Source organism: Micromonospora sp. NPDC049497 (assembly GCF_044465805.1).
In the GTDB taxonomy this organism is placed as follows: Bacteria; Actinomycetota; Actinomycetes; order Mycobacteriales; family Micromonosporaceae; genus Micromonospora.
This window is the reverse complement of sequence record NZ_JBITMC010000007.1, coordinates 178,548-197,573: the sequence shown is the minus strand read 5'-3', so window position 1 is coordinate 197,573 and position 19,026 is coordinate 178,548. Positions and strand designations below refer to the sequence as shown.

At 74.6% G+C, this 19,026-nt stretch carries 15 protein-coding genes; 4 read left to right on the top strand and 11 right to left on the bottom strand.

The genetic code is table 11. The features are described 5' to 3' along the window. Nucleotides 1-24: 24 nt before the first annotated feature. The 3 genes from ACIBR0_RS13315 to ACIBR0_RS13305 all read right to left on the bottom strand — a co-directional run bounded on the left by ACIBR0_RS13315 (nt 25) and on the right by ACIBR0_RS13305 (nt 4,706). Nucleotides 25-1,530 (bottom strand): ATP-binding protein, encoded by a 1,506-nt coding sequence (locus ACIBR0_RS13315; protein WP_396715226.1) that lies wholly within the window; start codon nt 1,528-1,530, stop codon nt 25-27. A gap of 237 nt (nt 1,531-1,767) precedes the next feature. Next, nucleotides 1,768-3,366, bottom strand: coding sequence for a glycosyltransferase family 2 protein (locus tag ACIBR0_RS13310; protein ID WP_396715224.1), 1,599 nt, complete (start codon nt 3,364-3,366; stop codon nt 1,768-1,770). After that, nucleotides 3,363-4,706: a glycosyltransferase family 4 protein gene (locus ACIBR0_RS13305; protein WP_396715346.1), complete on the bottom strand. Its 1,344-nt coding sequence runs from the start codon at nt 4,704-4,706 to the stop codon at nt 3,363-3,365. Before ACIBR0_RS13305 ends, ACIBR0_RS13310 begins: the two co-directional genes overlap by 4 nt. Before the next feature lie 343 nt (nt 4,707-5,049). On the opposite strand from ACIBR0_RS13305, the gene ACIBR0_RS13300 reads away from it, so the two are divergent. Together ACIBR0_RS13300 and ACIBR0_RS13295 are read left to right on the top strand one after the other, a co-directional pair. Beyond that, the gene (locus ACIBR0_RS13300; RefSeq protein ID WP_396715222.1) at nt 5,050-6,087 is read left to right on the top strand and encodes a glycosyltransferase family 2 protein; all 1,038 of its coding nucleotides are present in this window, start codon (nt 5,050-5,052) and stop codon (nt 6,085-6,087) included. Continuing rightward, entirely contained in the window at nt 6,084-7,208 is a 1,125-nt protein-coding gene (locus ACIBR0_RS13295) for a glycosyltransferase (protein WP_396715220.1), read from the top strand. The genes ACIBR0_RS13300 and ACIBR0_RS13295 overlap by 4 nt, the downstream gene beginning before the upstream one ends. 118 nt (nt 7,209-7,326) lie before the next feature. Here the strand turns inward: ACIBR0_RS13295 and ACIBR0_RS13290 are convergent, their stop codons facing one another. Together ACIBR0_RS13290 and ACIBR0_RS13285 are read right to left on the bottom strand one after the other, a co-directional pair. Further along, nucleotides 7,327-8,469, bottom strand: a complete 1,143-nt coding sequence (locus ACIBR0_RS13290; protein ID WP_396715218.1) for a fatty acid desaturase family protein — start codon at nt 8,467-8,469, stop codon at nt 7,327-7,329. 14 nt (nt 8,470-8,483) lie between these two features. After that, nucleotides 8,484-9,575, bottom strand: coding sequence for a ferredoxin reductase (locus tag ACIBR0_RS13285; protein ID WP_396715217.1), 1,092 nt, complete (start codon nt 9,573-9,575; stop codon nt 8,484-8,486). Between the two features lie 84 nt (nt 9,576-9,659). Here ACIBR0_RS13285 and ACIBR0_RS13280 point away from each other — a divergent pair, with 84 nt between their 5' ends. Continuing rightward, nucleotides 9,660-10,901 (top strand): PucR family transcriptional regulator, encoded by a 1,242-nt coding sequence (locus tag ACIBR0_RS13280; RefSeq protein ID WP_396715215.1) that lies wholly within the window; start codon nt 9,660-9,662, stop codon nt 10,899-10,901. 60 nt (nt 10,902-10,961) lie between these two features. On the opposite strand, the gene ACIBR0_RS13275 is transcribed toward ACIBR0_RS13280, so the two are convergent. The 3 genes from ACIBR0_RS13275 to ACIBR0_RS13265 all read right to left on the bottom strand — a co-directional run bounded on the left by ACIBR0_RS13275 (nt 10,962) and on the right by ACIBR0_RS13265 (nt 15,033). Further along, the gene (locus ACIBR0_RS13275) at nt 10,962-11,381 is read right to left on the bottom strand and encodes a hypothetical protein (RefSeq protein ID WP_396715213.1); all 420 of its coding nucleotides are present in this window, start codon (nt 11,379-11,381) and stop codon (nt 10,962-10,964) included. 111 nt (nt 11,382-11,492) lie between these two features. Then, nucleotides 11,493-12,845 carry a hypothetical protein gene (locus tag ACIBR0_RS13270; protein ID WP_396715211.1) on the bottom strand — a complete coding sequence of 451 codons (1,353 nt, stop codon included), beginning with the start codon at nt 12,843-12,845 and terminating at the stop codon, nt 11,493-11,495. 100 nt (nt 12,846-12,945) lie between these two features. Next, nucleotides 12,946-15,033, bottom strand: coding sequence for a heavy metal translocating P-type ATPase (locus tag ACIBR0_RS13265; protein WP_396715344.1), 2,088 nt, complete (start codon nt 15,031-15,033; stop codon nt 12,946-12,948). Between the two features lie 313 nt (nt 15,034-15,346). Here ACIBR0_RS13265 and ACIBR0_RS13260 point away from each other — a divergent pair, with 313 nt between their 5' ends. Beyond that, nucleotides 15,347-16,909, top strand: a complete 1,563-nt coding sequence (locus tag ACIBR0_RS13260) for a multicopper oxidase family protein (RefSeq protein WP_396715209.1) — start codon at nt 15,347-15,349, stop codon at nt 16,907-16,909. Between the two features lie 37 nt (nt 16,910-16,946). Here the strand turns inward: ACIBR0_RS13260 and ACIBR0_RS13255 are convergent, their stop codons facing one another. Genes ACIBR0_RS13255 through ACIBR0_RS13245 form a run of 3 tightly spaced genes read right to left on the bottom strand, consistent with a single transcriptional unit; the run spans nt 16,947 to nt 18,981 of the window. Continuing rightward, a complete protein-coding gene (locus ACIBR0_RS13255; protein WP_396715207.1) occupies nt 16,947-17,636 on the bottom strand; it encodes a class I SAM-dependent methyltransferase in 690 nt (229 codons plus the stop codon). Then, nucleotides 17,633-18,310 carry a DUF2064 domain-containing protein gene (locus ACIBR0_RS13250; RefSeq protein ID WP_396715205.1) on the bottom strand — a complete coding sequence of 226 codons (678 nt, stop codon included), beginning with the start codon at nt 18,308-18,310 and terminating at the stop codon, nt 17,633-17,635. Before ACIBR0_RS13250 ends, ACIBR0_RS13255 begins: the two co-directional genes overlap by 4 nt. After that, nucleotides 18,307-18,981, bottom strand: a complete 675-nt coding sequence (locus ACIBR0_RS13245) for a glycosyltransferase family 2 protein (protein ID WP_396715203.1) — start codon at nt 18,979-18,981, stop codon at nt 18,307-18,309. The genes ACIBR0_RS13250 and ACIBR0_RS13245 overlap by 4 nt, the downstream gene beginning before the upstream one ends. Nucleotides 18,982-19,026: the final 45 nt, after the last annotated feature.

Genomic DNA, 19,026 nt, shown 5'->3' with positions numbered 1-19,026 from the left:
CGTCGGGCCGGACCGGGCGGACGCTCAGCCGCGGCGCAGCCCGACGATGCCCTCCCGCAGGTCATCCTGGCTGATCGGACCGGCCGGCGCACCACCGGTCGCCTCGCTCATCGCCTTGGCGAGCTGGACGCGGCGCAGTACCTCGCGGATGTCCGCGCCGGTCAGGCCCGGGCTGACCGCGGCCAGGGCCGCGGGGTCGACGTCGTCGGCGAACATCCGGAAGCCCGGCCCCGCGTGCCGGTCCACCAGCTCCCGGATCATCTTGGCGATGATCTCCGCCCGGCCGCCCTCGTCGGGTGTCGGGATCGAGAGCTTGACGTCGAAGCGGCCGGAGCGGACGAGGGAGGCGTCCACCCGCTGCGGGAAGTTGGTCGTGGCCACGACGATGACGTTCGGGTTCTCCTCGATTAGGGTGTTCATCTCCTGCTTGAAGATCCCGGCCACCGCGTTGACCGCCTGGCTGGCCGCGTCGCCACCGGCCCCGGCGTAGCTGATGATGCTGTCGAACTCGTCGAACAGCAGCACCGTGGGCTCCCGGTAGCGGCGGGCCTCGCGGAAGATCTGCTTGATGTTGCGCTCCGAGCCGCCGAGCCACTTGTCCAGGATCTCGGGGGTGCGGATCTCCTTGAAGTTCGCCCCGATCTCGTTGGCCAGCGCGCGGGCCAGCATGGTCTTGCCGGTGCCGGGCGGGCCGTACAGCAGGATGCCCTGCGGCCGGCGCGCTCCCCACCGTGCCATCACGTCCGGGTGGCGGAACGAGATCGCGATCTCCCGGAACCGCGCGACCACCTCGTCGAGGCCGCCGACCTGGTCGAGGGTCACCGACTCGCTGCGGGGGGCCGCCGGACGCGGCGGCGGGGTCGTGCCCGCCGGACGCCGCAGCACGTACGTCCGTCCGCGCAGGACCCGGGGCTCGGGGTCGTCGCCGGCGAGGTCCCGCACCACCTGGAGCACCACGGCGACGGTCGCCCCCAGGTGCGCCGGGGCGACCGTCGCGACGGGCACCTCGACCCGTACGGTGACGGTCCGGCCGGCGGCGGACGGCGCGTCGACGACCTCGGGGCGCAGGTCCAGCGCCTCGGCCTCGGCGAGCACCGCCGCGGCGGCGGGGTCGGCGGCCGGGGGCCGGTCCACCACCGTCGTGTGGGACGGGTCGTCCAGGCCGAGCCGCCGGGACGCCTCGGCGGCCATCCGGCCCACCCGCACGCCCAGCGACCCGGTGGCGACACCGGTCGCGGCGAGCCGCCGCACCAGGAGCACACCGGCCGGGCTGGCCATGCCGAGGGCGAGCCAGCGTAGGGCGGCGTCGGCCGTGCGGTCCCCCGCTCCGGTACGGATCTCGGCGACCATCCGCAGCATCCGGTCGGCGGTGTCCGGGCGCAGGGTGATCCGCACGCCGGTGACCGGCGGCGGGAAGTCGCTGCCCAGTAGCAACTCGACCGGCTCGGTGCGGGCCGCCGCCAGGAGGGCGTCGGGGTCCACGATGGTGACACGGGCGCCGAAGCGCTCGACGGTGTCCTGCTCCGACATGATCTCCGCCCTCCACCCGGCAGTGACCAGCCAAAGTCTGACACCCGAACCACCCCACCGCCACCGGACCACCCCCGACCCCCCGATCCCGCCCCGCCCGCGATCTTGCACTTTGTGCCGCGGCATAGGCCACAAAGAGGACAAACAAGCGACCGAAACTGCAAGATCGCGGCGGAGAGGGGGCGGGAGCGCGGGGCCGGGGTGGGGACAGGGGGTGGGGCGGGACGGGGTGGGGGATTAGTGGCGGCGGAGGGTTCGGCGGATCTGGGCCATGACCCGGTTCGGCGTGATCGGCACCACCGAGATCATCAGGCGGCCCGACTCGTCGAGGACCGGGGTGATCACGTACAGGCGGGTGCCTCTCCGGCGCAGCAGCGGCGCGGTCGCGCGCAGGCGGGGGGCGCGCAGCGCAGTGGAACCGCCCTCGCCGGTGGCCCGGTTGACGCCCTGCGCGAGGCCGGGGTCGAAGGCACCGACCTGGGCGGATACGGCCCGGCGCCGCCCGGTGGGCCCGGCGCCGGCGAGCAGGTCGGCGGCCCGGAAGCGGATCCGCAGCGTCGTACCGTCCGGACCGGCCGCGAGCTCCTCCGTCTCCCCCGGGATCTCCTCGGCGCTGACGCTGATCCGGTCGACGCCCAGCGCCGTCAGGTCCGGCACCGGCGTGCCGGCGGTGATCGCGAGGATCCGCTCCCCCCGGGCGTCGGTCTCCCAGGCCAACGCCGTGACGTCGAGCTTCACGGCCCAGTCCGGGGCGGTCGTCACGTCGAAGCAGGAGTCGGGCACGCTGCGGCCCGGAGCCCGGAAGCCGGGGTACGCGGCGTACCGCCGGTCGCCGTCGACGACGGTGGCGGGCACGCCCGTCCGGGCGTCCTGCCGGATGACGGCGAGCAGGTCGTCCAGCGTGCCGTCGCGGGTCAGCGCGAACCGGATGCGGGTCTCCGCGTTGAGCTGAAGCGCGATGTCGTCGGTCAGGTACGCGGCGACCAGCCGGCCCACGCCGGCGTGCACGAGCTGCTGGGTGTCCCGGTCCAGGCGGAGCAGGTCGTCCTCGATCAGCTTGGCGATCTCGTGGTCGAAGCGGCGGCCCAGCACCGCGTCGCGCTGTTTGCCGGGGCCGATCAGGTCGGCGACGAACGCGGTGGTCGCCTCGACCGTGCGCAGCCGGTCCGCGTGCCGGCTCAGGTAGGTGATGTTGGTGCCGCTGAACCGGCGGACGGCGTGGTAGTACTCGTAGTCGGCCAGCACCGAGATGCGCCGCGCCCGGTAGCAGGCCTGAAGCGTGAACGGCAGGTCGCTGCCGATCGGCATGCTCTCCGGGTAGCGGATCCGGTGCCGTTCCAGCAGCTCCCGGCGGAACAGCTTGGTGTTGGCCAGCGACCGGGGCAGCGGCGAGTCGAACAGGTCCAGGTCCGGTTCGGTACGGGCGAAGATGTCCTGGTAGATGTGCCGGCTGTTGACGCCGACGACCTTGCCGAGCACCACGTCGGACCGCCACTCGTCGGCCGCCTCGACCAACCGGCGCAGGGCGTCGCGGCCCAGGTGGTCGTCGGCGCCGACGAAGAACACGTACCGGCCGGTGGCCACGTCCAGCCCGCGGTTGAAGGGGCCGGCGGGTCCGCCCGAGTTCGGCTGGTGGAGGACGGTGAACACGCCGGGGTGGCGGGCCGCGAAGCGGTCCAGCTCGGCGCCGCTGCGGTCGGTGGACCCGTCGTCGACGGCCACGACCTGCAACCGGTCCAGTCCGATGGTCTGGTCGACCAGCGAGGTCAGGCAGCGGGTCAGGTACGGCATGGTGTTGTAGACCGCCACCACCACGCTGACGTCCGGCGTCCTCATCGCCGGGTCGCCTTGGTCCCGGAGGAGGCGGCGCTGTCGAGCAGGCGACGGTAGAGCGCGTCGAGCCGACCGGCCTGCGCCTCCCAGGTCCAGCCGGGCAGCGGCGAGTCCGGCCCGTCGTAGACGCTCCGGTAGCGCCGCGGGTCGGCCAGCACGGCGCGGATCGCGCGGACGAGGTCGCTGACGTCCCGGGCCCGGAACACCTCGCCCTGACCGGTGGCGCGGACGGTCTCCGCCATCGTCCGCACGTCGCTGACCACGATGGGCAGTCGCGCGTGCGCGTACTCGAAGAACTTGGTGATCAGCGCGATCTCGTGGTTCGGCCAGTGGTGGATGGGGATCAGCCCGACGTCGGCCGCGCCGAGGAACGCCGAGACCTGCCCGTGCGGCACGTACGGCACCACGTGCACCCGGTCGGCGACACCGAGCCGCGCGGCGGCGGCGCGCACCTCGAGGACGTACGCGGCGGACGGGTCCCCGGCCACGAGCGCGAGGTGCACACCGTCCAGTCGGGGCAGTGCCGCCACCACGTCGCCGACGCCCCGCTGCACCGCCATCGCGCCGCTGTAGACCAGCAGCGGGGTGTCGCGGCCGACGCCGCAGAACTGCCGCAGGTCGGGCACCGGCCGGGCGTCGGCGGGCGGGACCTCGGCGACCACCGGGGCGTTGAGCAGCACGGTCGGCGGTTCGGTCAGGTCGTGCTCGGCGCGCAGCAGGTCGGCGAGGGTGTCCGACACGGTGACCACGGCGTCGACCGCACCGACGTACTCCCGCACGTAGGCCAGGTGGGCGGGCAACCACCGCACGTTGTCGCGCCGGGGCTTGGCCCCGGGCAGCCACTCGTGGGCGTCCCACACCAGGCGGACGTCGCGGCCGGCGTCGCGGGCCCGCCGTACCGCACGGGCGGCCACCCCGAGCATGCGGAAGTCGTGGGCGTGGACCAGGTCCGGTGCCAGCGCGTCGAGCACCGGGCCGAACGTGCGCTCGTAGGTCCACAGGCCCGGCTCCAGCCGCCGCCAGGCCCGGTCGCCCTGCACCGTCCGCCACAGGGCGACCTGGGCGTGCTCAACCGGACGGCGGGCGAGTCGCGCCGCCCGCAGCGGCAGCCCACCCCGGTCGACCAGGCGCCGCCGCAGGCCACGCACACCGCGCGGCGCCGCCCCGGCCGGAGCGGGTCCGCCCATCGGCAGCACCCGCACGTGCGCCGGGCCGAGACGCCAGTCCCGCTCGGTGTCGGTACGCGCACAGCCCAGCAGCGTGACCTCCCAGCCCGCCTCGGCCGCCGACCGGGCCGCCTTCTGCACGCGGGAGTCCCCCTCGACCCCGTTGTCCACGAGCATGACCACGCGGCCGGCACTGTCACCGGAAGTGGTGCCGTCGAACTGCACGAATGGTTCTCCGATTCATCGTGTCCCGAGTCGGTGCCCGGCGAGTGTACGGCAGTTCCGGGCCGGCGAAATCGCGCCCGGCCACGGCTCACGGCGCCGCACAAAGGCGCTCTGAACAGGGCGGCAAGCATCTGATATCCGGCTGTATACGTACTGGACTCCTGTTCCTCACCCGCCTTTTCCCCGGTGCCGGTTAGGTCGTGCGTACCGCGCCGCCCCGCTTCTCCGCACCGTCCATTCCGGCCGGCAACGGGAATTCGGAACGTGGCCGCCATCAATGAGTAGGCGGAAATTCATGTCGCGTACACCTGACGTCAGCGTCGTCATCCCGACCTGTGACCGGCCGGACCTCGTCACCCGGGCCGTGCGCAGCGCGCTGGCCCAGTCGGTGCGGGAGATCGAGGTGCTCGTCGTCGTCGACGGCGCGGACGCCGACACGCAGGCGGCCCTCGCCGGGGTCGAGGATCCCCGCCTGCGCGTCCTGCCGCTGCCGGAGCGCGGTGGCGCGCCGAACGCCCGCAACGTCGGCGTCCGGGCCGCCCGGGGACGCTGGACGGCGCTGCTGGACGACGACGACGAGTGGCTGCCCCGGAAGCTGGAGACGCAGCTGGCGCTGGCCGCGACCGCGTCGGTGCCGCTGCCGATCGTCGGCAGCCGGCTGGTCAACCGCACCCCACGGGCCGAGTTCGTGCTGCCCCGGCGGCTGCCCGAGCCGGGCGAACCGATCTGCGAGTACCTCACCGTCCGGCGCGGGCTCTTCCACGGTGACGGCTTCATCCAGACGTCCACCATCATGGCGCCCACCGAGTTGCTGCGGCGCGTCCCGTTCACCGTCGGCCTGCGCCGCCAGCAGGAGCTGGACTGGACGCTGCGCGCCCTGGCCCACGACGACGTCGCGCTGCTGATCGCACCCGAGCCGCTGGTGCTGTGGCACCAGGACGAGGACCGTCCCCGGATCAGCCTCTCGTCGCCCTGGGAGGCGCAGTGGGAGTGGCTGCGGGCGAGCCGGCCGCTGCTCACCCCGAAGGCGTACGCGGCCATCGCGATGAGCATCGTCGCGTCGATGGCGGCGACGACGCGCAGCCTGACGGTGTTCCGGATGCTGCTGGCCGACGCCCGCCGCAACGGCCGTCCCAGCGCGGTCGACTACCTGACGTACCTCCAGATCTGGCTCATCACGCCGCAGCTGCGCCACGCCGTGCGGGACCGGATCCTCGACCGCCGCCGCCGCCGTCCCGTCGCGTCGGCGCGGCCGGCGGCGGTCGTCGACCGCGTCCTCACGGCGCAGGTCCCTCCGGTGGGCGCGCCCCCGGCGTGGGATCGTCGACCGTGACCTCCTCCGCGACCGCTCCCCGCGTCGTCGTCTGGCGCAGCCACCTGCTCCCCGGTTCCGAGACGTTCGTCCGCAACCAGGCGGACGCGCTGACCACCTGGCGGCCGTCCTACCTGGGTGCGGTCCGGGTGGCCTCGCCGCTGTCCCGGGACACCGATGTGCTCGCCTTCGGTGACGGCGCCCGGGGCAGTCGCGACCTGCTCGCGCTCAAGGTGACCGGCCGCTCCGGCCGGCTCACCCGGACGCTGGCCGCGCTGCGGCCGACGGTGGTGCACGCCCACTTCGGCGGTGACGGGTGGCTGGTCAGCCGGGCCGCCGCCGCCCTCGGTGTCCCGCTGGTGGTGACCCTGCACGGGCAGGACGTCACCCGCCAGCCCGCGCTGCCCGGTCTGCGCGGCGCCCGCCAGCGCCGCAACCTGGGCGAGGCGTTCGACCGGGCCGCGCTGGTCATCGCGGTCAGCGGGTTCATCCGGGACCGGGCGGTCGCCCTCGGTGCGGACCCCGCGAAGGTACGGGTGCACCACATCGGCGTACCGGTGCCGGCCGCGCCCGCCGCCGGTCCGAAGCGCTGGGACGTCGCCTTCGTCGGCCGGTTCGTGGCGAAGAAGGGCATCGACGACCTGGTCGAGGCGGTCGGCCTGCTGGCACCCGAGCGGCCCCGCGTGGTGTTCATCGGCAGCGGACCGCTGGAGGAGCCGCTACGGGCACGCGCCGCGCACCTCGGCCTGGACGCCACGTTCCTGGGCGCGCAGCCGCCGGCCGAGGTCGCCCGCCACCTCGCCGCGTCGAAGCTGCTGGCCGCGCCCTCGAAGACGGCGCCCGACGGCGACACCGAGGGGCTGCCGACGACCGTCCTGGAGGCGGCGAGCCTCGGGCTGCCGGTGGTGTCGACGTACCACAGCGGCATCCCGGAGGCCGTGGTGCACGGCGAGACCGGCCTGCTCGGGGCCGAGGGCGACCGGCACGCCCTCGCCGCGAACATCCGACGGCTGCTCGGCGACGGGACGCTGCGGGACCGGCTGGGCCGGGAGGGGCGCCGGCACGTCGAGGACCGCTTCGACCTGCACGCGCAGACCCGACGGCTGGAGCGGCTCTACGACGACGCCGTCGCCGCGCGCTGAGCGAACCGCGCTCCGCCCGGACAGGGTCGCACCCGATCCCGGATGTAGTGGCATCGGCGGTCCTTCGAGGCCACTACATCCGGGATGTTGCGCGAACCAGGTGGGCTGGTCGGTGCGGTCAGGCGTTGGCGGAGGCCAGGGCGGGGGCGCGCCGGTCGTCGACCGGGGTGGCCGTGCGCCGGTTGGGCAGCGAGAGCCGGATCACCTTGTGCCACGCGGAGAAGACCTGCCGGGGCAGCGAGCCGGTGACGTACTTCAGCCCGTACCGGTCGAACAGCGCCCGCACCTCGGGGGCGATCTCCTGGTAGCGGTTGCTCGGCAGGTCCGGGAAGAGGTGGTGCTCGATCTGGAACGACAGGTTGCCGGTCATGATGTGCATCAGCCGGCTGCCGCTGATGTTGGCCGAGCCGAGCATCTGCCGCAGGTACCACTCACCGCGCGTCTCGCCCTCGATCGACGTCCTGGAGAAGGTCTCCACGCCCTCCGGGAAGTGCCCACACATGATCACCGAGTGGCTCCACAGGTTGCGGAGCAGGTTGGCGGTGAAGGTCGCGGCGAGCGTGCTGAGGAAGGACGGACCGGACAGCAGCGGGTGGATGACGTAGTCCTTGAGGACCTGGCGACGGATCTTGCGGCCGACCGCGCGGGCCCGGGCCCGGAACTCCGGGGCCTTGTGCCGGCCCTTCTGCAGGTTCTTGCCCAGCTCCAGGTCGTACGCGGCGATGCCGTACTCGAAGAAGCAGGCGTTGATGAAGTTCCACAGCGGCTGGCCGAGGTGCATCGGGTGCCACTTCTGGTCCTCGTCGACGCGCATGATGCCGTACCCGAGGTCGTTGTCCTTGCCGAGGACGTTGGTGTACGTGTGGTGCAACTGGTTGTGCGAGTGCTTCCACTGGTCGGCCGGGGAGACGTGGTCCCACTCCCAGGTGGTCGAGTGGATCTTCGGGTCGCGCATCCAGTCCCACTGGCCGTGCAGGACGTTGTGCCCGACCTCCATGTTCTCCAGGATCTTGGCGACCGTCAGCCCCGCGGTGCCCACCACCCAGGCCGGCGGGAACAGCGAGAAGAGCAGCACCGCCCGACTGCCCATCTCCAGGCTCCGCTGGGTCTTGATGACCTTGCGGATGTAGCGCGCGTCCCGCTCGCCCCGGTCGGCGATCACGCGGTCGCGGATCGCGTCGAGTTCCTTGCCGATGATCTCGATGTCCTCGGCCGTGAGGTGGGCGATCGGGTTGACGGGCTTCTTCTGGATCACGGTCACGTCGGTGTCTCCGATCAGTGGTCGATGTCGCAGGGGCCGGCCGCGGCCGACACGCAGGTCTGGATGAGGACGCCGTCCCCGGGAACCGCCGTGGTCAGGGCGCCGTTGCGCAGGTCGCGGACGGCGCCCTCGCGCAGCGGCAGAACGCAGCCGTAGCAGATGCCCATCCGGCAGCCGGACGGCATGAGCACGCCGGCGGCCTCACCGGCGTCGAGCAGCGGGGTGGCGCCGTCGGCGGCGACGGTGACACCGGAGCGGCCGAAGCTGACCGTGCCGCCCTCACCGGCGGTGACCACGGTCGGCCGGAACCGTTCGGTGTGCAGCCGGTCGGCCCGTCCGGCGGCCGCCCAGTGCGCCTCCAGGGCGTCGAGCAGGCCGACCGGCCCACAGGCCCAGGTCTCCCGATCGAGGAGGTCCGGCACGAGGGCGTCGAGGTCGCCGACGGAGAGCAGCCCGGCGGTGTCGGTGTGCCGCTCGACCAGCCGGAGCGCCCCGGCGTCGGCGAGGGCGCGCAGTTCCGCGCCGAAGATCACGTCCGCCGGGGTGGGGGCCGAGTGCACGACGACCACGTCGGCGCCGGCGAGGGCACCGGACCGGAGGATGCCCATGACCGGCGTGACGCCGCTGCCGGCGGTCACGAACAGCACCCGCTCCGGCCGCGTCGCGGGCAGCACGAAATCGCCCCGCGCCTGGTCGAGGTGGACGACCGTGCCCGGGCGTACGCGGCGGACCAGGTGGTTGCTGACCACCCCGTCGGGGATGGCCTTCACGGTGATCGCGATCGGTCCGGTACGCGGGCCCGGCGAGGACGTGACCGAGTAGGCCCGCCACTGCCGGACGCCGTCGACGTCGACGCCGAGCCGGACGTACTGCCCGGGGGTGTGGCCGCGCCAGTCGCGGCCGGGACGGATCACCAGGGTCGCCGCGTCGGCGGTCTCCGGCCGGACGTCCAGGATCCGGCCGCGCAGGTCCGCACCGGCGCGCAGGGGCGCGACCAGGTCGAGGTAGTCGTCGGGCAGCAGCGGGGTGGTGACCGCCGCGGCGAGCCGCAGGATCCTGCCGCGCAGGGATGGTGCGGCGGCAGACCGGGGGACGGTGGTGGTCATATCCCGATCGTCGCGGCAGAATGGCATAAAAGCTTCACCTCCGAAGGTGAACCGGGCCGACTCTTTTGTTCGGAGGTGACAAAGGTGCCGGAAAGCTTCGAGGCCACGCGGCGCGCCGCCCACCTCGAACTGGACGAGCGGGTAGCCGGAGCGCTGCGGGACCGGCTGCCGGTGCTCGCCGAACGGACCATCACCGCCATCACGGCCGAGGTACCCAGCTACTCGGGCACCCTAACCGGGCAGATGCGCGAGAAGATCGAGACCGCCGTGCAGCTCGCACTCGGCACGTTCCTCCAGCTCATCGAACGCCCGCAGGGCGGCGACCCGAGTACGCCGCTGGTGTCGGCCCTGGAGGCCGCCTACGCCCTGGGCAGCGGGGAGGCCCGCTCCGGCCGGAGCATGGACGCGCTGCTGGCCGCGTACCGGGTCGGCGCCCGGGTGTCCTGGCGGGAGATGGCCACCACCACCGTGCGGGAGGGTCTCACCGCCGCGACCGTGGCCGAGTTCGCCGAGCTGATGTTCGCCTACATCGACGAGCTGTCCGCGGCCAGCGTGGCCGGCCACTCCGACGAGCTGGCCAGCGCCGGCCGCGCCCAGCGCCGCAACCTGGAACGCCTCGCCGGGCAGTTGCTCGCCGGCGAGCGGGAGGAGGCGCTGCTGCGCAGCGCTGACCGGGCGGACTGGCCGCCGCCGCAGACGCTCACCGTCGTACTGCTGCCCCGGGCGAACCTGCGGGCGGCGCTGGCGCTGCTGCCCGAACACACGCTGGAGGGGCCCGACGACCTTCCGGTGGCCGGGCCGGGCGAGGATCTGGCGGTGCTGCTGGTGCCGGACACGCACGGCGACCGGCGACGGCAGCTCGCCCGGGTGCTGCACGGACGCCGGGCGGTGGTCGGGCCGGCACGGCCGTGGACCCGGGCGGCGTCGTCCTACGAGCGGGTCACCCGGGCGCTCGCCCTCGGCCGGCGACCGCCCGCCGAGGGGCCACCCCTGGACACCGAGGAGCACCTCGCCGAACTGGTGCTCGGCGCGGACCCGGAGGGTCTCGCCGACCTGCGCGCCCGGGCCCTGCTCCCCCTGGCGTCGCTGCCGCCGGCCACCGCCGAGCGGCTCACCGAGACGCTGCGGTCATGGCTGCTGCACCACGGCCGGCGTGACGACGTCGCCGCCGACCTCTTCGTGCACCCGCAGACGGTCCGCTACCGGATGGGCAAGCTGCGCGAGCTGTACGGTGACCGGCTGCACGATCCCGCCACGGTCCTGGACCTCACCCTCGCCCTGGCCTTCCCACCCGAGCAGGGCGACGAGGCGTCGTCGCCGCCCTGACCTCGGCGCGGACGGGGCCCGGGTTCCCACCCGGGCCCCGCTGCCGACGCCGGTTCGGCGTCAGCGCTCGCGGCGCAGGCCGGCCCACTGCAGGACGGCGAAGCCGGCCACCGCCGCCGCCTGGGCGGCGACCACGGCGACCCCGAGCGCGGTCGGCGAGAGCCAGCCCCCGAGGAGCAGGCCGACACTGTCCACCGCCCAGACGAGGTTCCCCACGACGACCACGGCGGCGAGCCGCCGGTTGATCCGCGGGCGGGAGGCGAGCAGCCACAGCGCGGTGGCGTACCCGAGCAGGAAGATCCCCACCGGCACGAGCAGCGCCGTCGGGAGGCCGAGCGGCTCGGGGAGCGCGGTGGCCCCGGGCAGGGCCACGAGCCCCAGGGTGCCGGAGGCGAGCGCGTCGATCCGCAGGGCCAGGCGCAGCAGCGACCGGTCCTGCCGGGCGGGTGCGGCGGTGCGGGCGGTCAGGTCGGTGGTCATGGTGACTCCCTCTCTCGTCGGGAGCACCACCGTCGGCCGGAATCCGCTGCCAGGACGACACCGCACACTGCCATCCGCTGCCAGTTGGCAGGAACATTCCGGGCGGATCTGCTACAACCGGCCGCGCAGGTCGGCGGCGACGAGCCGGGCGGCGGCGTTCTGCCAGTTGTGCAGAGTCCGCTCCGGGACGTCCCGCCGGAACCACGCGAGGGCCTCCCGGCCGGTCGCGTCCAGCCCCCGCGTCTCGACATGCCGACGGTACGGGCGGATGCCGACCACGTAGGAGAAGTAGAGGGCGTTGTAGTAGCGCCACTCCCCGCTGGTGCCGAACTCCCCCTCCCGGGGCTTGAGCCGCGTGATGCTCTCCAGCAGCAGGCCCTTCAGCTCGGCGGCGCGATCCAGCGGCTGGCCGTCCACGCCCCGCGCGGCCAGCCGCTTGTCGACCTCGGGGTGCGCGGCGAGCGGGCTCGCGACCAGCCGTCCCAGGTCGCCGTAGTGGCTGAGCGCCCGGCGGGTGAGCCGGACGAACTCCGCCTCCTCCAGCGCGGCCAGCTCCGGCGTACCGTCCCGGCGGGGCAGCGCGTCCGCCGCCGAGCGCAGCTCGGCCCTCGTCTCCGCCACCGCCGGGGCGCCGGGAAAGGCCAGCCGGTCCAGGGCGTTCTGGAACGGGCTGGCGAGCACCTGGACGGCGATCGCGGCGGCCACGGTGCCGAACAGCAGCGCGACGACCGCCGGACCGGACCGCGGGGCGACCAGCAAGGCCGCCGCCACCTGACCGCCGAACAGCGCCGCGGCCACGCCGGCGGCCAGGGCCGAGCGGACCATGTCGGCGCGCAGCGTCTCCCCCTCGGCGAACGCGTCGAACGCGGCCACCGCGAGACCCAGCAGCACGAGGTCCACCCCCACCCCGGCGAGGGAGACCGCGCGGGGCAGCACGTCCCCCGGCAGCAGCACGAGCGTCAGGCCGAGGCCGAGCAGGAGGGTGACCACGACCGTCACGCCGGCCGGCGCGGCCGGCCGCAACGCCCGGCGGTGCCGCAGCACCAGCACGAACGCGCCGAACAGCGGCAGGACGGCCACCGCGCCGGCCACCACGCGGGCCGGCGCCCCGGCGAGCAGCCCGGCCGCGCCGAGGACCACCAGCACCCCGGCGGTGACCGGCGCGGCGGCCCGCCAGACCCGGTCCAGCCGGGCCCGCGCCCCGAGGCGCTCGGGCAGCAGGAGCAGCAGCACGCCGGTCCAGGCCAGGGCCGGCAGATGGGCGAGGCCGCCGCCCAGCTCGGCCAGCCGCCGCCCGGCCTCGCCGCCCGCCGCGACCGCCAGGCCGTCGCAGGCCAGCACCAGGGCGTACGCGAGCAGGCCCGCCCCGGCGCGGCGCAGGACCGGCTCCCGGGGGTTGCGGGCGATCAGGTACAGACCGAGCCACCAGGCGAGGCCGAAGGCCACCACCGCGACGGCGGTCACGTCAGGTCCACGCGTCGTCGAGGCACCACGCCATCGTGCCGTACCGCCGGACGCGGGGCGGGGCCCGGTCGGTGCGTCCCGACCGGGCCCGGTGCCGGTGTCAGCTCTCGTCGGGGGTCAGCCGGACCCGGCGCAGCAGTTGGGCGTTGACGGCCACCACGATCGTCGAGGCGGACATCAGCACCGCCCCGACCGCCGGGCTGAGGGTGAACCCGGCCCAGGCGAGGACACCCGCGGCGAGCGGGATCGCCACCACGTTGTAGCCGGCGGCCCAGGCCAGGTTCTGCACCATCTTCCGGTACGCCGCCCGGGACAGCCGGATCACGCCGGTGACGCCGCGCGGGTCCGACGACGCGAGGATCACCCCGGCGGACTCGATCGCCACGTCGGTGCCGGCGCCGATGGCCAGGCCGACGTCGGCGCGGGCCAGGGCCGGTGCGTCGTTGACCCCGTCGCCGACCATCGCCACGGTCAGGCCCCGGCTCTGCAGCTCGACGACCGCCCGGTCCTTGTCGGCCGGCAGGACCTCGGCGAAGACCTCGTCGACGCCGGGCCGGAACCCGAGGTCGGCGGCCACGGCCTCGGCGACCGCCCGGGCGTCACCGGTGATCATGGCGATCTTCTTGATGCCCTGCTCCCGCAGTTCGGCGATGGCCGCGCGGGCCTCCGGCCGGACCTCGTCCTCGAGGGCGAACGCGCCGACCGCGACCGGTCGGTCGCCGTCGGCGAGGCGGACCAGGTGCAGCACGGCGGCACCTCGCTTCGACCAACCCTCGGCGGCGGTGGTCAGCTCGTCCGGCACGGTCACCTCACGCTCCCGCAGGAGGGCGGGGCCGCCGACCGCCCAGGTCGTCTCGTCGACGACGGCCTGCACGCCCCGGCCGGTCAGCGACCGGAAGTCGCGGGCGACGGCCCGCAGGCCGCGCTCGGACGCCACCGCGACGATCGCCTTGGCGAGGGGGTGCTCACTGTCCGCCTCGACGGCGGCGGCGACCCGGAGCACCTCGTCCTCCGTCGTCCCGCCCGCGGCGGCGATGCCGGTGACGGTGTGCTGCCCCTTGGTGAGCGTGCCGGTCTTGTCGAACAGCACCGCGTCGACGGTCCGCATCCGCTCCAGCGCCAGCCGGTCCTTCACCAGGACGCCCGCCTTCGCCGACAGCGCGGTGGACAGGGCGATCACCAGGGGAATGGCCAGCCCGAGGGCGTGCGGGCAGGCGATCACCAGCACCGTCACGGCGCGGGCCACGGAGTTGTCCAGGTTGCCGACGGCCCACCAGACGACGAAGGTGACCACCGCGGCGGCCGTGGCGATGTAGAACAGCATCGCCGCGAACCGGTCGGCGAGCACCTGGGCCCGGCCGCCGCTGGCCTGCGCCTGGGCCACGAGCCGGCCGATCCCGGCCAGCGCGGTGTCCTCGCCGACGGCGTCGACACGGACCCGCAGCGACGAGTCGGTGGCGACCGTGCCGGCGACCACGCGGTCGCCGACGCCGCGCGGCACCGGCCGGGACTCCCCGGTGATCATCGACTCGTCCAGTTCGGCGGCGCCGTCGACGATCCGCCCGTCGGCGGGCACCCGCCCACCGGAGCGGACCAGCACCACGTCGTCGACGCGCAGGTCGGCCACCGGGACCCGGGTCACCGCGCCGTCGTCGGCGACCCGCTCGGCGTCGTCGGGCAGCAGCGCGGCGAGGGCGGCCAGGGCCCCCTGCGCCTGGCCGATCGCCTTCATCTCCTGCCAGTGGCCCAGCAGCATGATCGTCACCAGGGCGGCCAGCTCCCACCAGAAGTCCAGGTCGAAGGCGCCGAGGCTGGTGAGCAGCGAGGCCGCGTACGCGACCGTGATGGCCATCGAGATCAGCAGCATCATGCCGGGGGCCCGGTCCCGGACCTCGCGCACGCCGCCGACGAGGAACGGCCAGCCCCCGTAGAAGAAGACGAACGATCCGAGGACCGGGCCGACCAGGTCGATCCCGGGGAACTCCAGTGAGTAGCCGAACCAGTCCATGACCATGTGACTGGTGACCACGATCGGTAGGGTCAGCGCGAGGCTCAGCCAGAACTTGCGCCGGAACTGCTCCGGGTCGTGACCGGCGTGCTTGTCGTGCCCGCCCCCGTGACCTGCCTGGGGATCATGCCCCCCGCCGTGGCCGCCGTGGGCGTCGTGCCCGGCGGTGTGCTGCGCCATGGCGCCCGCGGTGCCGCCGTGTGTCGTGGGTTCGTCTCTCATCCCGTCCACCTCCACAAGCAAGCTATACCCCTAGGGGGTATAAGGCAAGTACCCCCAGGGGGTAGGGACCTTCGTCTCTGGGCGACGGGGCCTTCCGCCGTTACCGAGCCTCCCGCAGAGGGGCAGCCTGAAGGGGAGGGAACAGCAAGGCGACCACCCGATGAGGGCGTCGGTGACGAATCGCCCCGACCGGCGGGGCCGGGACGGCCAGACTCGGCCCCGACACCACCCGACGTTCGCCTGGACGTCCCCGTCAGACCGAGGAGCCGTCATGAGTCGCACCTTCACCCGGCGTCGCCTGCTCGGCGGGATCGCGGGCACGGCCGCCCTCGCCACGACCGCCGGCGCCGTCACCTGGGCCAACCGCCGCCCCGGCCTGGTCGCCCCGGACGCCGAGCTGGTGGCGCGCGTCGAGGCGGCCCGCCGGCACCCCGGCGCGACCACCGTCACCGCACGGCTGCGGCCCCGGCCGGTGACGCTCGACCTGGGCGGGCCCACGGTCTCCACCTGGGGATACGCCGAGGACGCCCCCGGCCCCCTGCTGCGCGTCCGGGCCGGTGACCGGCTCCGGATCGAGGTACGCAACGACCTGCCGGTCCACACCAGCGTGCACTGGCACGGCGTCGCCCTGCGCAACGACATGGACGGGGTGCCCGGCCTGACCCAACCGCCGATCCAGCCCGGTGGCCGGTACGACTACGTGTTCACCGCCCCCGATCCGGGGACCTACTTCTACCACCCGCACACGGGGGTCCAGCTCGACCGGGCGCTCTACGGCGTGCTGATCGTGGACGACCCGCACGAGCCGGGCCGGTACGACCACGAGTGGGTCCTGGTGCTCGACGACTGGGTCGACGGCACCGGCCGTACCCCGGACGACGTGCTCGCCGCCCTCACCACGATGGGTCACCAGGGCGGCATGCCCGGCATGGACGACGGCGGCATGCCGGGCATGGACCACGGTGGTATGGACCACGGCGGCCACGGCGGCATGGACGGCGGACCCGGCGACACCGGCGGCATGGAGATGCTGACGTCGCCGCTGCTCGGCGGCGCCGGGGACGTCGCGCACCCGTACCACGTCGTGAACGGTCGCGTCCCGTCGGCGCCGCGAACCTTCCGGGCCCGGCCCGGCGAGCGGGTCCGGCTGCGGATCGTCAACGCGGGCTCGGACACCGCCTACCGGGTGGCGCTCGGCGGGCACCGGCTGACCGTCACACACACCGACGGCTTCCCGGTCGTGCCGGTCGACACGGACGCCCTGCTGCTGGGCATGGGTGAGCGGGTCGACGTGGTGGTGACGCTGGGCGACGGCGTGTTCCCGCTGGTCGCCGCCGCCGAGGGCAAGCCCGGTCAGGGGCTGGCGGTGGTGCGTACGGGCGGGGGCGAGCGGCCACCGTCCACCGTGCGGCCGACGGAGCTGGACCGCGCGGTGCTCGACACCGGCACCCTGCGGGCGGCCGACGAGGTGACCCTGGCCGACCGGCGGCCGGACCGGGTGCACCGACTGGAGCTGGGCGGGTCGATGATGCCGTACCGCTGGACGATCAACGGGGCGACGTTCGACGAGGCCGAGCCGTTGACCGTGCAGTGGGGCGAGCGGGTGCGACTGCAGTTCGTCAACGACACCGACATGTTCCACCCGATGCACCTGCACGGGCACACGTTCGCGGTGACCGGCGGCGGCGTCCGCAAGGACACCGTCGTCGTGGTGCCGGACCGGACGGTCACGGTGGACTTCGACGCGGACAACCCCGGTCGCTGGATGACCCACTGCCACAACGCGTACCACGCCGAGACCGGCATGATGACCACGCTGGCGTACCGGGCCTGACCGCCGGGGCGGACACGACCACCGGGCTGCCCGGTGGTCAGCGGGCGACGAGTTCCCCGAACCAGCGCCGACCCGCGCCGAAGACGGCCCGGACGCCCAGGCCCACCGACACCGCCACGCCGTGCACCGCCCGCGTGTCCAGCCGCGCCCACCGGAACGCCGAGCCCCGGCTCAGCTCGCCGTCGGCACGGCGGGACACCAGGCGGGCCTGCCCGCACCACAGGCCCGGCCCGGGTGCTTCGAGTTCCACCAGGACGCTCCCGTCGGGCCGGATCAGCTCCCGACACCGGGCGAGCAGCGCCGCCGGGTCACCGCCGATGCCGATGTTGCCGTCCATCAGCAGCACGTGCGCCCACCGGCCCTCGGCGGGCAGGGGCGCGAAGACGTCCCGCCGGAGGGCGACCACTCCACGGGACCGGGTCAGGTTCACCGCGTACGGGGAGACGTCGACACCGACCGCCGCGTGCCCGGCACGGGCCAGCGCGAGGGTGAGCCGGCCGGGCCCGCAGCCGACGTCCAGGGTCGGGCCGCCGCACCGGGCGACCACCTCCCGGGTCGCCGGTTCCGGCGGCCCGTGCCAGCGGTGCACCGGCAGCTCGCTGCGCTGGCCGTCGCTGTGCTGCAGCCAGTGCGCGGCCGGCCGCCCGCCCAGGGCGGCGGCGAACGCGTCGCCGGCCGGCTCGCGGGTAACGGTCCCGACGGCGGCCGGCAGCAGGTCGGAGGTCACCGGACGGCACCGACGACGGTACGGCGCAGTGCCGTGACCCGCCCGGCGAAGCGGCTCGCCGGCACCTCGCGCGCGACCGCCAGCGCGTCGGACCATTCGTCGACGTCCCGGAGCACCGCCAGGGGCGCCACCCGCAGTCCCCGCCCGACCAGGGCCGCCCAGGTGTGCCGGCCGGTCTGCGGGGTGGACATCGGAACGTGCCGGAGGGCGTCGGCGTGCCGGGGATCGCGCAGCCCGACCACCCACCACCCCCCGTCGACGGCACGACCGAGCGTCGCCTCGGCCACGCCGAGACGCCGCACCGCCGCGCGCAGCCGCACCGGGTCCACCTGCGGGGTGTCCATGCCGATCTGCACGACCGGACGGTCGCCGAAGGCCGCGGCCACGTCGGCGTGGGCGTTGGCCAGCCGGTCACCGAGCCCGTCGCCGCGCTGCGGGAGCACCGTCCAACTCCGCACCGCGTCGGTCAGCGCGGCACCGTCCTCCGCGTCGGTGAGTTCTCCGTGCAGCGCCAGCACGGGAGTCACCCCGGGGGTCGCGCGGACCGCGTCCAGGGTGTCCAGCAGGGCGGCGGCGGCGATCCGGGCCGCCTGCGCCGGCGTGGCCGGTGGGCAGAGCCGGGTCTTGACCGCACCGGGCACCGGTGCCTTCGCCATCACCAGCAGGACGGTCACCGGGCACCGCCGACGGTACGCAGGACACCGGCGAAGTCGCGGGTGGCCCGCCACGTTCCCCGCACCGATCCGGACACCTTGGACCGGGTGCCGGCGGCACGCGGGGCGTAGGTGACGTCCCGCTCGTGGATCTGCCATCCGGCCGCCGCGGCGCGGATCAGCAGTTCCAGCGGGTAGCCGAAGGCGCGGTCGGTGACGCCCAGGGCGAGCAGCGCGTCGCGGCGGGCCACGCGCACCGGGCTGAGGTCGTGCAGGGGCACGCCCCGGTGCCGCAGCAAGGCGGCGACCAGGGCCGTACCGGCCCGCGCATGCCATGGCCAGGCCGCGGCGGAAACCGGTCGGCGGCGTCCCACGCTCAGGTCGGCCGTGCCCGCCGCGACCGGCGCCACCAGGGCGGGCAACTCGGCGGGGTCGAAGGAGCCGTCCGCGTCGAGCACGCAGACCAGGTCCGCCTCGGCGGCCTCGATGCCGGTGTGCACGGCCGCGCCGTAGCCGCGCCGGGGCTCATGGACCACGCGGGCGCCGTACGCGGCGGCGACCTCCGGCGAGCCGTCACGGGATCCGTTGTCCACCACGATGGCCCGGTAGCCGGGCGGCAGGGCGGAGAGCACGCCGGGCAGGGCGGCGGCCTCGTCGAGGCAGGGCAGCACCACGTCGATCGGTGTCGGCATACCGCCGACGCTAGGGCGGCGCACGAGGGGCCGTGGGCGAATCCG

Coding starts and splice junctions, on each gene's coding strand:
- ACIBR0_RS13315 (WP_396715226.1), bottom strand. CDS start 1,530: ATGTCGGAGCAGGACACCGTCGAGCGCTTCGGCGCCCGTGTCACCATC.
- ACIBR0_RS13310 (WP_396715224.1), bottom strand. CDS start 3,366: ATGAGGACGCCGGACGTCAGCGTGGTGGTGGCGGTCTACAACACCATG.
- ACIBR0_RS13305 (WP_396715346.1), bottom strand. CDS start 4,706: ATGCTCGTGGACAACGGGGTCGAGGGGGACTCCCGCGTGCAGAAGGCG.
- ACIBR0_RS13300 (WP_396715222.1), top strand. CDS start 5,050: ATGTCGCGTACACCTGACGTCAGCGTCGTCATCCCGACCTGTGACCGG.
- ACIBR0_RS13285 (WP_396715217.1), bottom strand. CDS start 9,575: ATGACCACCACCGTCCCCCGGTCTGCCGCCGCACCATCCCTGCGCGGC.
- ACIBR0_RS13275 (WP_396715213.1), bottom strand. CDS start 11,381: ATGACCACCGACCTGACCGCCCGCACCGCCGCACCCGCCCGGCAGGAC.
- ACIBR0_RS13265 (WP_396715344.1), bottom strand. CDS start 15,033: ATGGCGCAGCACACCGCCGGGCACGACGCCCACGGCGGCCACGGCGGG.
- ACIBR0_RS13260 (WP_396715209.1), top strand. CDS start 15,347: ATGAGTCGCACCTTCACCCGGCGTCGCCTGCTCGGCGGGATCGCGGGC.
- ACIBR0_RS13245 (WP_396715203.1), bottom strand. CDS start 18,981: ATGCCGACACCGATCGACGTGGTGCTGCCCTGCCTCGACGAGGCCGCC.